Source organism: Collinsella sp. An268, from assembly GCF_002159765.1.
Lineage (GTDB): Bacteria > Actinomycetota > Coriobacteriia > Coriobacteriales > Coriobacteriaceae > Coprousia.
The window spans coordinates 12579-25769 of the sequence record NZ_NFJH01000008.1 but is presented as its reverse complement, the minus strand read 5'-3'; the positions used below and the strand labels follow the sequence as shown (position 1 = coordinate 25769).

The 13191-nt window shown below is 70.4% G+C and carries 9 protein-coding genes; 6 read left to right on the top strand and 3 right to left on the bottom strand.

Annotated elements, in window-relative coordinates:
* Nucleotides 1-51: 51 nt before the first annotated feature.
* Nucleotides 52-1212 (top strand): lactaldehyde reductase, encoded by a 1161-nt coding sequence (gene fucO / locus B5F70_RS07240; protein ID WP_087204909.1) that lies wholly within the window; start codon nucleotides 52-54, stop codon nucleotides 1210-1212.
* A gap of 99 nt (nucleotides 1213-1311) precedes the next feature.
* Here fucO and mnmA read toward each other — a convergent pair whose 3' ends face one another.
* The 3 genes from mnmA to B5F70_RS07225 all read right to left on the bottom strand — a co-directional run bounded on the left by mnmA (nucleotide 1312) and on the right by B5F70_RS07225 (nucleotide 3912).
* Nucleotides 1312-2433, bottom strand: coding sequence for a tRNA 2-thiouridine(34) synthase MnmA (gene mnmA / locus B5F70_RS07235; protein WP_206383523.1), 1122 nt, complete (start codon nucleotides 2431-2433; stop codon nucleotides 1312-1314).
* A gap of 105 nt (nucleotides 2434-2538) precedes the next feature.
* Nucleotides 2539-3474 carry a cysteine synthase A gene (gene cysK / locus B5F70_RS07230; protein ID WP_087204908.1) on the bottom strand — a complete coding sequence of 312 codons (936 nt, stop codon included), beginning with the start codon at nucleotides 3472-3474 and terminating at the stop codon, nucleotides 2539-2541.
* Nucleotides 3475-3546: 72 nt separating this feature from the next.
* The gene (locus B5F70_RS07225; RefSeq protein WP_087204907.1) at nucleotides 3547-3912 is read right to left on the bottom strand and encodes a phage holin family protein; all 366 of its coding nucleotides are present in this window, start codon (nucleotides 3910-3912) and stop codon (nucleotides 3547-3549) included.
* 184 nt (nucleotides 3913-4096) lie between these two features.
* Here B5F70_RS07225 and B5F70_RS07220 point away from each other — a divergent pair, with 184 nt between their 5' ends.
* The 5 genes from B5F70_RS07220 (at nucleotide 4097) to B5F70_RS07200 (ending at nucleotide 13071) form a co-directional block, all read left to right on the top strand.
* A complete protein-coding gene (locus B5F70_RS07220) occupies nucleotides 4097-5212 on the top strand; it encodes an FAD:protein FMN transferase (RefSeq protein WP_241145934.1) in 1116 nt (371 codons plus the stop codon).
* Between the two features lie 164 nt (nucleotides 5213-5376).
* Complete coding sequence (locus B5F70_RS07215) at nucleotides 5377-5676, top strand: YerC/YecD family TrpR-related protein (protein WP_087204905.1); 300 nt, start codon at nucleotides 5377-5379, stop codon at nucleotides 5674-5676.
* Nucleotides 5677-5690: 14 nt separating this feature from the next.
* Complete coding sequence (locus B5F70_RS07210) at nucleotides 5691-6209, top strand: GNAT family N-acetyltransferase (protein ID WP_241145933.1); 519 nt, start codon at nucleotides 5691-5693, stop codon at nucleotides 6207-6209.
* A 136-nt stretch (nucleotides 6210-6345) separates the two neighbouring features.
* On the top strand, nucleotides 6346-9453 hold the full coding sequence (locus tag B5F70_RS07205) for a PD-(D/E)XK nuclease family protein (protein ID WP_087204904.1): 3108 nt from the start codon (nucleotides 6346-6348) through the stop codon (nucleotides 9451-9453).
* A gap of 3 nt (nucleotides 9454-9456) precedes the next feature.
* Nucleotides 9457-13071, top strand: a complete 3615-nt coding sequence (locus B5F70_RS07200) for a UvrD-helicase domain-containing protein (RefSeq protein ID WP_087204903.1) — start codon at nucleotides 9457-9459, stop codon at nucleotides 13069-13071.
* Nucleotides 13072-13191: the final 120 nt, after the last annotated feature.

The window sequence follows — 13191 nt, the reverse complement described above, 5'->3', positions numbered from 1 at the left end:
TAATGCAGGCGCCGGATCTGGGCGCCGACAGCATTCAACCAAGGAGGCAGCATGGCAAACCGTATCGTTCTCAACACCATCTCCTATCATGGACAGGGTGCCATCAAGGAGATTCCCGGTGAGATTCAGCGCCGCGGGTACACCAAGGTGTTCGTGTGCTCCGACCCCGACCTCGTGAAGTTCGGTGTCACCGCCAAGGTGACCGACCTTCTCGACGAGGCCGGCATCGCCTGGTCCCTCTACGACGAGATCAAGCCCAACCCCACCATCCAGAACGTGCAGGACGGCGTGAAGGCCTTCGCCGCGTCCGGTGCCGACTGCATCGTCACCGTGGGCGGCGGCTCCGCTATGGACACCGCCAAGGCCATCGGCATCATCGTCGAGAACCCCGAGTTCGCCGACGTGCGCTCGCTCGAGGGCGTCGCCCCCACCAAGAAGCACGCCGTGTTCACCATCGCCGTGCCCACCACCGCCGGCACCGCCGCCGAGGTCACCATCAACTACGTCATCACCGACGTGGAGAAGGTCCGCAAGTTCGTGTGCGTCGACACCAACGACGCCCCCGAGGTCGCCGTCGTCGACCCCGAGATGATGGCCACCATGCCGGCCGGCCTCACCGCCTCCACCGGTATGGACGCGCTCACCCACGCCATCGAGGGCTACACCACCAAGGGCGCCTGGGAGCTCACCGACATGTTCCACCTGAAGGCCATCGAGCTCATCGCCAAGAACCTGCGCGACGCCGTGGCCGAGGCCAAGAGCGGCGTGCCGGGCAGCGGCCGCGAGGGCATGGCGCTCGCCCAGTACATCGCCGGCATGGGCTTCTCCAACGTGGGCCTCGGCATCGACCACGCCATGGCGCACACGCTCTCGGCGCACTACGACACGCCGCACGGCGTCGCCTGCGCGATGCTCCTGCCCATCGCCATGGAGTTCAACAAGCCGGTCGTGTCGGAGCGCCTGGCCGATGTCGCCGTCGCCATGGGTGTGGACACCACGGGCATGAGCACGGACGAGGCCGCCGACGCCGCCATCGCCGCGGTGCGCCAGCTCTCCGAGGACGTGAACATCCCCAAGGTCTGCGAGGCCATCAAGGCCGACGAGCTCGACCAGATCGCTGACGACGCGCTCGCCGACGCCTGCTATCCGGGCAACCCGCGTGAGGCCGATCACGACACCGTCGTGGAGCTCTTCAGGAAGATCATGGCGTAGGGGCACATACTTTCTTTGCCGGCTCCCGATCTTTCGACGAGTTCATATAGGAGCCGGCTCGCATGACGGCGGGGGATGCCCTCTTTGGCACCCCCGCCGTCAGTCTGAGCTCAGCACGGTGCCCCCGCCGAGAACGAAGTCACCTTGGTAGACCACGACGGCTTGGCCGGGGGCGATGCCGCGCTGGGGGCGCTCGAAGTCGATGCGCACGCGGCCCTCACCGCTGCGCGCGAGGCGGGCGGCCTGGTCGTCCTGGCGGTAGCGGATCTTGGCGCCCACGGCGAGCCCCTCGGGGCCCGCCCCGTCGAGCGCCGCCTCCATCTCATCGGCCGGGGCCGTCCACACCCAGTCGCCTGCAACGAGCGAACCTGCCATGAGCTCCTGCTCGCTCCCGAGCGTCACCGTGTTGGCTGCGGCGTCAATGGCCGTCACGTACAGCGGCTGCGCGGCGGCGATGCCGAGCCCCTTGCGCTGGCCCACGGTGTAGCGGATGGCGCCGTGGTGGCGGCCGAGTACGTTGCCGGCCGTGTCGAGCACCTCGCCCTCGGGGAGCGCCCGCCCGCGGCGCCTCTCGATGAAGGCGGCGAAGTCGTTCTTCGGCACGAAGCAGATGCCCTGGCTGTCGCGCTTCTCGGCATTGGCGAAACCCTGCTCACGCGCGATGCGGCGCACGTCGCCCTCCTTGGTGAGGTCGCCCAAGGGAAAGAGCGTATGCCCGAGCGCCTCGTGCCCGATTCCGTAGAGAAAGTAGCTTTGGTCCTTGGTGAGGTCGCGCGCTTTGGCGAGTGCGGGGACCTCGCGCCCGTCCGGCGTCGTGCGCCGCACGATACGCGCATAGTGTCCCGTTGCCATGAGGTCGCAGCCGAGCTCGCGCGCCTTCTCCCATAGCAGGCCGAACTTGATGTGCCGGTTGCAGATGCAGCACGGGTTGGGCGTGACGCCGCGCTCGTAGGCGCAGACGAACTCCTCTACCACGGTGCGTTCGAACGCCGCGCGGCAGTCGAGCACGTGGAAGGGGATGCCGAGGTGCTGGGCAACAGCGCGTGCCGCGGCGACGTCGGCGGACTCACCTGTGGGAGCGAGGTTGGAATCAGCCGCACCGTCGTGCAGGATCATCGTCGCGCCCACGCAGTCGAAGCCCGCCTCGATAAGGCGCCACACGGCGACGCTCGAGTCCACGCCGCCGCTCATCGCGACCAGCACCCGCGGCTTCTGCTCCATGTACGCTCCTTCGTGTCGAATCGCTAACGGCGCCTTCGGCAGGGCGCCCCGATGCTCCGATGGGCCTCTCGGCTCGGCAGGCCGGCCGGAGCTCATCGCATATGCCTATTGCGTGAACAGCTCCGTCGAGAGATAGCGCTCGCCGGTGTCCACGAGCACCACCACGATGGTTTTACCTGCGTTCTCGGGCCGCCGAGCGACCTCGAGCGCCGCCCATGCCGCCGCACCGGACGAGATGCCCGCGAGGATGCCCTCCCTGCGTCCGAGCGCGCGGCCCGTCGCGAAGGCGTTCTCGGCGGTGACGGGGATGACCTCGTCGTAGACGGAGGTGTCGAGCGCCTCGGGCACAAAGCCCGCGCCGATGCCCTGGATCTTGTGCGGGCCGGCAGCCCCGCCCTCGAGTACGGGGGAGTCGGCGGGCTCCACGGCAACGACGCGCAGATGGGGGTTGCGCTCCTTAAGGTAGCGCCCCGCGCCCGAGATGGTGCCGCCCGTGCCTACGCCGGCAACGAGCACGTCGACCTCCCCCTCGGTGTCCTCCCAGATCTCGGGGCCGGTGGTGGCGTAGTGGGCCGCGGGGTTCGCGGGGTTCTCAAACTGGCCGGCGATGATGCTCCGGGGCGTCTCTGCCGCGAGCTCCTCGGCACGGCGGATGGCGCCCGCCATGCCCTCGGCGCCCGGGGTGAGCACGAGCTCTGCCCCGTAGGCGCGCATGAGGCGGCGGCGCTCCTCGCTCATGGTCTCGGGCATGACGATGAGGGCGCGGTAGCCGCGCGCGGCGGCGATCATGGCGAGGCCGACGCCGGTGTTGCCCGAGGTGGGCTCGATGATGGTGTAGCCCGCGTGCGGTCGCAGGCGCCCGGCGCGCTCTGCCTCGTCGATCATGTTCCGGGCGATGCGGTCCTTGGCGGACCCGCCGGGGTTCTGCGACTCGAGCTTTGCGAGCACGCGGGCCCTGAGGGCGAGCTCGCGCTCGAGGCCGGTGAGCTCGATGAGCGGGGTGTTGCCGATAAGCTGGTCGATGGATGAGTACACGGTCATGGGGATACCTCCTAGAAGAGGGATGAAACGTGCCCGCCGCGCGGTTGCCGTGCGCCCGCCGATCCGGTCACGTCAGTCGCGCGTGATGAAGCCGAGTAGCCAGCACATGATGCTCACCACGATGGCGCCCGCAAAGGAGGCGCCAAAGCCGGTGATCGCCACGCCCGCGCCGAGGAGGTTCAAGGCGAGCCAGCCGGCGAGCGAGAGCATGAGCGCGTTGACGACGAGCTGGAAGATGCCGAGCGTCACGATGGTGAGGGGCAGCGACAGCACGGAGAGCAGCGGTTTGATGGAGGCGTTCACGATGGCGAGGAAGAGCCCTGTGAACGCGTAGGCCAGCCATGGCTCCACCGCGCCGAAGGGAAAGATGCCCGGGACGAGGGCGGAGGCGACCGCGATGGCGATCGAGGTGACGAGCCAGGTGAGAAGAAAACGCATACGGACCTTTCTGACGGGGCGCGGGACGCGCCCGGCCTGAGCTAAGATGGGAGCCGATGCGCCCGTCCGTCCCTGCTTTGCGAGGAAGCGGTCGGGGTCGTGCGCGCCGGACCCGCTTTGTGCGTATACCCCAATTTGGAGGCGCGCGCAAGGAGAGGGCGCCGTTCGTGGGGAAGGTATGGATATGACATCTTGTGAGTCACCTATAGATGGCGAGGTCGCCCCCGCGGGGCATGCGGGCGCCTTCCCGTCTCCTCACCTGGGCAACGACGCTACGGGCGCGCGCGTGGCCGAACTCTTCGTTTTCAACACCGACGTGCGGCTCTACGCCTATCCGCCCGACGGCGCCTCGCTGCGCGATTCCTCGGTGCGCGGCGTTCTCGACGCGGCGCTTGAGGACGCGGCGGCGCGCTGCTGGTACTTCGAGCGCACGCTCTCGCGCACCCGTCCCGACTCCGACATCGCGCGGGCGCACGCCGCTGCGCCGCAGCCGGTGCCGGTTACGCCCGAGACCGCCGAGCTGGTGCGCTGCGCCCTCGCCTACGGGACCGCGAGCGAGGGGCACTTCGACATCACGATGGGAACGGTCACGTCGCTCTGGGACTTCCATACCGGTACCGTGCCGGCGCGCGTCGCGCTTGCCCGCGCGCTTGAGCACGTAGGCGCTCACGCGCGCGTCCAGCTGGGCGAGCGCCGCCTGGCAGACGGGGCGCTCGTCCCCACGCTCGCCCTCACCGACCCGGAGACGATCCTCGACCTCGGCGGCATCGCCAAGGGCTACATAGCCGACGACCTCGCTCGCCTTTTGCGTGCGCGCGGCGTCGACCGCTTCGTGCTCAACTTGGGCGGCAACGTGCTGGTCGGCGGGGGCCGCCCCGCCGCTCCCGAGGCGCGGCCGCCGCATCGGGCGGGCGACCCGTGGCGCATCGGCATCGTGAACCCCTTCGACCCGGCGCATCATCGGGCGCTGATCGAGGTGGCCGACGGCTCGGTGGTGACGAGCGGCCTCTTTGAGCGCTCGTTTACCCGCGGCGGCGTCACCTACCACCACATCCTCGACCCCCAGACGGGCATGCCGGCGCAAAGCGACGTGGCGAGCGCGACCATCGTGTCCGAGCGCTCGCTCGACGGGGACGGCTGGTCCACCACCGCTCTCATGATGGGCGCCGCCCATGCGCGCGACGTCATCGAGGGGCTGCCGGGGGTGGAGGCGCTCATCATCGACGACGCCGACCGCGTAACGTGGACCTCGGGGCTTGCCGAAAGGCTCTCGCTCATTCCCACGCTGCCGCATCTGTAGGTGCGACCACGTGGGATATTACGGTCATGTCATAGTCTTTCCTGCAGCGCGCACTTTAGCGTAGTGGTGTGCTACACTACGCACGTGCCGCCGACCGACGGGGAATGCCCCGGCGGGCCGCGGCACGCATACGGCACAGGCACGCGAGCGGAATTGGTGGTCCGATGGATATCGAGAAGATGTATCAGAGGCAGGATGTGCGCCAGCTCGTGCACGCGCTGACGCTTCTCGAGGACGAGGCCGATGTCGAGGCGTTTCTCGCCGACCTCTGCACCCCGCGCGAGATCTGCGACTTTGCCCAGCGCCTGCAGGTCGCGCGCCTGCTCGACGAGGGCGACCCCTACGTGGAGGTCCAGACGCAGACCGGTGCCTCGTCCACTACGGTGAGCCGCGTCTCCAAGGCGCTCAACGGCGCGTACGGCGGCTATCGCAAGATGCTCATCAAGCTCGAGGACGGCGTGTAGGGGAGGCGGAAGACATGGTGGACGAGATTGTGTTCAAACCTGTCGAGACGCGCGAGGAGCTCGAGGCGCTCGCCCGGCTCGCCGCAGAGATATGGATGGATTACTGGCCCGCGCTCATCGGCGAGGAGCAGACCCGCTACATGGTGGAGATGTTCCATTCCGTCGAGGCGATGGAGCGCGACCGTGCCGAGCACGGGTACGAGTACTGGTTCATCCAAAGCGAGACGGGCGACGTCTTAGGTTACACGGCGGGCCACGATGAGCCCGAGAGCGGCCGGTACTACATCTCCAAGGTCTACCTCAAGCCCGAGGCGCGGGGACGCCATCTGGCGACCCGCACCTTCGCCTTCTTTGATGAGCTCTGCCGCAAACGCGGGTGGCATGCGATGCGCCTCAACGTCAACAAGGGCAATGAGCTCGGGCTGCGCGCGTACCGCGGCAACGGCTTCCAGGTGATCGACGCGGTGGTAAACGACATCGGCAACGGGTTTGTGATGGACGATTACGTGATGGAGCGGCCCGTCTCCGCGTAGGCGCCGCGCATCCGGAGCGTTTTCACGGGGCCGCCCGCTATGAGGAGCGGCCATCTGTCGCATATGTCCTTTTTCTTGTCCGCACGGGCCGTTAGGATACTATCCAGAAGACGGATTCCGTGAGGACGGAGGTCGTATGCCGCTCACCATCTCGATAGCCCCGCGCGAGAACCGCCTCGCGCCCGATGAGGTCGCCGCGCTCGCCGAGGCGGTCGCCGAGACGGGCAGGGCGACGCTTGTCGTGCCGCGGTTCGCGGTGCGCGATCGCTGCCGGCGCGATCTGGCGGATGCGGGCCTGGGCGTTGCCGTCGAGGTGACGACGGCAGATGCCTGGATCGCCGGTCTCTGGGAGCTTTGGGGCGATGGGCGCCAGCTGGTGGATGCCCCTGCCCGTCGGCTGCTTATAGCCGAGGTCCTTGCCGAAGGCGAGGCCGCGGGCGCGGCCGAGGGGGCGGCTGCGGGCGGTGCCCGGCTGCTGCGCGAGACGGCGGGCACGGTCGACATGCTCGCCCGGGCGGCGCGGGCGTATCTGCCCCGGGCGATCGACGGCGCGGCGGAGGACGCGGCGGTCACCGTTGCGGAGCGTCTGGTTCTGAAGGCGCTCGCGCGCTACGCGGCCCTGCTGGACGAGCGCGGCCTCATGGAGCCCGCTCAGGCGGCGGATGCGCTCGCGACGGCGTTTGCGCGCGACGGGCTTCCGCCGCAGGCGCGGGCCCTTTTCGTGCGCGAGCTGGATGAGGTGCCGTGCTATCTGCTCGATCTTCTGGCTGCCGTCGCGCGCACGGGTTCGGCCACGTTCTCAGTCGATACCGGGGCCGCCGCCCTCGGCGCCGCGGTGGCGGATGCGGCGCGCACCCGCGGGGTGACGGTGGAGGTGGAAGACGCCGGGCCGGCCCCGACTCCTGCTATCGCGGCGCCCGGCGCTCCCGGCGGCCCGGCGATCTTCGAGGTCGCGGGCCCCACGGCGCGCGACGCCGCCTACACCGAGCTCATCGCTGCCGCGGCAGCCGGCGCGGTCGCGGTCGCTGCCCCGCGTCCCGTGGACACGTTTCGCCGCCTCGCCCCGCGCTTGGCGGCGCGCGGGCTGGCGGTGCGTGCGGAGGGGACGCTTCCCTTCGCCCGGACGCGCGCCGGCGAGACGCTTGCCGTGCTGATGGATTTCCTCGGACGGGTGGAGACGGAGGAGCCGAGCGCATGGTGGCCGGCGCCCGAGCTGCCCGATTGGATCCGCTCGCCCTTCTCCGGCCTCGGTCCGGGGGCGTCGCGCACGGCGCGCGCGCTCGATACGCGCCTGCGAAAGACGCGCAAGTTCGACGCCGTCTCGCTCATGGCCGAGCTCGACCGGCTCCAGAGCCGGGAGCAGCAGCGGATGCACGAGTATGCGGAGCGCACCGGCGCAGACCCGCGCCCCGTTGTGATGAAGCCGGTGCTCGACGCGCTCGCGGGCGCGCAGTACGCCCGCGCACTCAAGCTCATGCGCGATGCGGCGGCAGCGGCCTCCCCCGCGGCGTTTGGGGCCGAGGGCACGGCGGCGCAGCTCACCGAGCTCGCTGCGCTCGATGCAGCGCTCGAGCTCTTCGAGCGCGCGCGGGCGCTGGGGCTCGCGGGCGAGCGCGCCCACACGGTGCTCGAGGGCCTGCGGCTGCGCACGGCCCTCTCCTCTGCTCCCGCGCGCGAGGGCGCGGCGGACGATGAGGCGGCGCGTGCGGGCGCTGGGGTGCGCATCTTTGATGTGGACGCGCTGGCGGATGAGCGGAGCGGCCAGGTGGATGCCGTCCTTCTCACCGACGTCGATGCCGCCTCCTACCCGCTCGCGCACCGGACCACCGTAGACGAGCTTCTCGGCGAGAAGCTGGGGGCGGCCCCGCTCGCGATCGCCCCGGCGGCGCGTCAGCGCCGGCAGATCTCCCGCGCCCTCGCGACGGGCCGCGCCCGCGCGCTCGCCTACGTGGCGCACGATGCCCACGGCGAGGAGCGCTTCGCCGCGCTCGCGGTGGGCGAGCTGCGCGCAAGGGCGGCGGGGGAGCAGGGCTCCGGGTGGCCGGCGGTCGCGCTGCCCCACGAGGGCGCCCTCGCCGCCAATGCGGACCCCGCGGGCTGGCGGGACGCGCGCGTGGACGATGCCCCGCGCGCTGGCGTCTTCGCGCTCGCGCCCGAGCTCGTCCCCTATGTGCTCCTGCCCACGCGCGCCGTGGGAGGGGAGGCGCGCCCCCGCACGCTTTCCGCCTCGCAGATAGAGAACTACCTAGCGTGCCCCTACCGGTGGCTCGTCTCCAACCGCGCCGCGACGCGTCGTCTCGACCTCGGGTTCGGGCCCATCGAGATGGGCAACTTCGTGCACGATGTCATGCAGCGCTTCCACGAGCGCCTGCGTGAGGGCGGCCTTGTGCGCGTTACCCCGCAGAACCTCGAGGCCTGCCGCGCCGAGATGGATGCCGCTTTCGACGAGATGCGCGCCGACCATGCCCGCGGCAAGTACACGCACGGCAAGTACGCTAAGGCGGCGGGCGGTCGCCCGCAGACGATCAAGGCGCCGCTGGTGGCGACCGACGAGATCGAGCGCGGCCAGATCGAGGCCATCCGGCCCAAGCTGCACGAGGTCGTGCGCTATGAGAGCGATATGCTCGGCATCTTCGTGCCCGAGCTGTTCGAGTACGCCTTCGATAAGGAGGGCGTCAGCTACGCCGGCTATCCGCTCGGCGGCCGCATCGACCGTATCGACGTGGCGCCCGACGCCGGTTCCGGCGCGCGCTTCGTGGTCATCGACTACAAGAACCGCGGCGCGCTGGGCGAGTTCGCCTGCCCCGATCCCACCATGGTGCGCGACGAGGGAGAGGCGCTCGACGAGATGTGGTTGCCGGGGCGCGACGAGGACCGCTCGCCCAAGGTGCAGACACTCATCTATGCGACGGCCTATGCGCGCCTAACCGGGGGCTCGCCGCAGGGTGCGGTCTATTTCGGCACGCGCGGACCGGTGGTGCGAGGTGCTGTTGCGGCGGCGCTCACCGAGAGCGAGCCCGCCGCCTTCCCGCATGACAAGGTGTCGGGCTACCCCGGCGTCAAGCAGCCGAGGAGCCGCACGGCGAAACACGACGGCACGCTCTCGTTCGAGGCGCTGCTCGTGCAGGTGGAGCACGCCATCTCCCTGGAGCTCTCCGCGCTCGCCGCCGGGCGCATCGCACCGGCGCCCGCTGCGGATGCCTGCACGTACTGTCCCCTTACGATGTGCCCGAGGAGGCGCTGACCCATGCCCCGTCTCGACCGCAAGCAGGAGCGTATCGTACGCACGCTCGAGGGCCCGCTGTTCGTATCGGCAGGCGCCGGCTCGGGCAAGACGTTCACGCTCACCCAGCGCGTGCTCTACGCGCTCACGCCGGGGTCCAGGTCGCGGGAGCTGTGGGCGGACCCGGAGGTGCCCGAGGCCTTTCTCGACAGCATCGATCAGGTGCTCGCCATCACGTTCACCGATAAGGCGGCGGCAGAGCTCAAGGAGCGCATCCGCGCCGCCCTCATCCAGACGGGGCTCGCGCGCGAGGCGGAGCGGGTCGACGGCGCCTGGATCTCCACCATCCACGGCATGTGCGCCCGCATCATCCGCGCGCACGCCCTCGACCTCGGCGTGGACCCGGCGTTTACCGTCGCGGACTACGCCGACGACCTCAAGCGCCTGGCCGCAGAGCACGTCATCCGCCGTGTCACCGACGAGGATGCAGATGGCGCGGGCGCTTTCGACGCCGTCCTGCATGCGTTTCAGCTCGAGGGGGCCCAGGCGGGCTCGCACGACCTCGACAACCTGCTCGCCATCCTCATAGCCCTTCTGGCGCGCGTGTCCGCCTCGCTCACCGGGCTCGATGCCTTTCGTCAGGTGCCCCCGCGCCCGCCTTTCCGGGAGCTGTACGAGGCGTATCGCGAGATCGCCGAGGCGCCGAGCTACGCCAACAACGCCGCCGCCAAGGAGGCGGTCGCGGCTCTCGAAGCGTGGCAGGCGTCGCCTCACGACCTTCCTCACCTGCGCACGTGCTTTGCGGCGTGCGGCACGTTGAACCTCCGGGCGCGCGGCATGGGTAAGGACGAGAAGGATGCCGTGGCCGACGTGCGCGCCGAGCGCGCGCTCTTCTTCGCCGACGCCTATCTCGCGGCGCGTCGCGAGGCGCTCGACGAGCTCGTCCCGCTCGCCGCCGAGGTCGAGCGCGAGTACACCGCGCTCAAGCGCGAGCGCGGGATGCTCGACAACGACGACCTGCTCGCGCTCGCCTACGACGCACTCAAAAACGATGCGGCGGTGCGCGCGGAGTTTGCCGGCCGCTTCAAGATGGTCATGGTGGACGAGTTCCAAGACACCGCTCAGCAGCAGGTGGAGCTCGTGCGCCTGCTCTGCAGCCCGGACGGGCGCGAGCTCTGCACCGTGGGCGACGCCCAGCAGTCCATCTACCGTTTCCGCGGGGCGGACGTGTCGGTCTTCCGCGGCAAGAAGGAGGAGGTCGCGGCGCAGGGCGGCACGGTGTGCGACCTCGACGTCAACTTCCGCAGCCATGCGGACATCCTCTCGTATGCCGACGCGCTGTTCGAGGGCGGAGCGGCAAACCCGCTCGGGCGCGACTTCTTGCACCTCGACTCCTGCGGGGAGGACCGCCGCGCCGGCGCCCGCGCGCTCAAGAGCCCCGAGACGTCGCGCCGTCAGGCATTCCTCGTCGCGGGCGGAACCTCCGAGGAGCGCGCCCGCGCCAAGGCGGCGGCCATCGCGGCGCGCTTCGTGCGCCTCCGCGACGAGGAGGGCTTCGCTCCCGGCGAGATGGTCATCATCATGGCGACGCTCTCAAAGGCGGATATCTATGCCGATGCTGTGCGCGCCGCCGGCATGCCCTGCGTGGTCTCGGGCGGCACGTCGGTATTCCGCCGCGCGCCCGAGGTGGGGGTCGTGGGTGCGCTCCTCGACTTTCTTGCCAATCCCGATGATGGCGAGCGGGGCATCACCCCGCTTGTCACCTCGCCGCTCTTCGGTTTCGGGGCGACGGAGCTGCTCGCACTCGCCACCCATGTGGATGCGGAGGCGGGCATCGTCGACAGCCGGAGCATCACGGGCGATACGCTCGTCTCGGGCGATGTCATGGCGGAGTTCGGCGCGCTGCCGCTCGTCGCGCGCGCCCGCGAGGTGCTCGCCCACGCCCTCGGCCGCGTGGGGCGCGACCGCGTCTCGGTTATCGCGCGCGACGTCGTGAGCGAGGCGGGGTGGCTCTGGCGCCTTGAGAAGGGCGGCGCGCAGGAGCACGCCCAGGCCGCCAACGTGCTGCGGGCCCTCGCCATCGTCGAGGAGGTGGAGGAGGGGCGCGCATATGCCCCGCGTCTTGTCGCCGAAGCGTTTGCCGACCACATCGCCCATGCGAAGGAGTCACCCGCCATGCTCTCGGGGGCGGACGGCGACGCCGTGCGCATCATGACCATCCACGCGTCGAAGGGCCTGGAGTTTCCCGTCGTCGCCGTGGCGGAGTGCGACGGCATCCGCTCGGACCGCGGACGCGTGCAGCTCTTCGAGCGCGCCGGCGCCACGTGGTGGACGGCGCGCCCCAACCGCTTCGAGCCGGCCTCCGATAAGGACCTGCTGGGGACCGCGCCGGCGCTCGACGAGGAGGTGCTCGAGGCGGACGAGCTGCCCGCCACCGCTACCGAGGCGTTCTCCTACCTGCGCCGGAAGAACGGCCTGCTGGATTACGAGGAGCAGGCGCGCAAGCTCTACGTCGCCCTGACGCGCGCCCGCGAGGTCGCCATCTTGGCGCTCGGGGCGGCGGGCGCGAGCGAGCTTGGCGAAGGGCACGCCACGTCGCTCGTGGGCGAGGTGCTGAGCCGCATCCTTCCGGCAGATCCCGAGATCGGGGCGACCGATCTCGGCGTCGACCGGCTCTCCTTCCCGGGGGCGCATGCCGGCGACTGGCAGCTCATCCTGCTCGACGACCTTGATTTCCCGTACTATCCGTCCAAGGGCAAAAAGGGCCCGCAGGTGCATTTCGCCGCTGCGGACTATCCGGTGGCCGCGCCCGCGCCGGAAGGGGAAGACCCCGTGGAGCCGGACGTCCCCGCGGAGGAGGCAGCGCGCTCGTTCGCGCTCACGTGGCCGCAGGCGCCCGCTGTCACGGTCGCGCCGGCGGCGCGTCCCCCGAGGGCGAGCTACAGCTACACCTCGGTCGCCGCCGCCCTGCACGCCGAGGCGGAGGACCGCGGCTCGCGCACGGAACCGGCGGAGGGCGACGATGCCCCCTGGGCCGACGTGTCCGCTGTCGCGGGCGCCCCCGCGCCATCCGCTGCCGAGGTGCCGGCCCCTGCGCCGCGCTCGGACCTCGAGGGGGATCCCACCGCGCTCGGATCGGCGTTCCATGCGCTCGCGCAGTGGCTCGTCGAGACGGGGGAGGAGGCAGTGCCCGCCGCGCGCATCGAGGCGCAGTGCCGTTACTGGGGCGTGACCGCGCGTCAGCGCGCCCGCCTGGAGGCGGCGCTGGAGCGCTGGGAACGCTCGCGCGTGCGCGCCGAGGCGCGTTCTTGGGCGCAGCTGCGCGCTGAGGTGCCGTTCTTCTCGCAGGGCGCCGAATGGCTCCGCGAGCGGTTCGGCGCGTACGCGGAGGGCGCCATCGACCTTCTGGCGACCGACCCGTCGCGCCCCGGGGAAGCACTCGTGATCGACTACAAAACGGGCGGCAGCGCCTCCGAGACCCCCGAGGGGCTTGAGGAGAAGCATCGCCTGCAGGCCGATGTGTACGCCGACGTGCTCCACAAGGCAGGTTATGGCCGCGTGACGCTCAAGTTCGTTCGCGTGGAGATCGACGACCCCGAGCACCCCGGCGAGCCCCAAGTGGTCACCTACGAGCGGTAACCGCCTTGGTCGTGGGGAGACGCCCCTTCGCTTCGCGCAAGTTCCGCACGAGCCGGAGGCGCCAGCGGCGCCTCCGAGCGAGCCAGGACTGCTCGAAGCGCGAAGCGAAGGGGCGTCTCC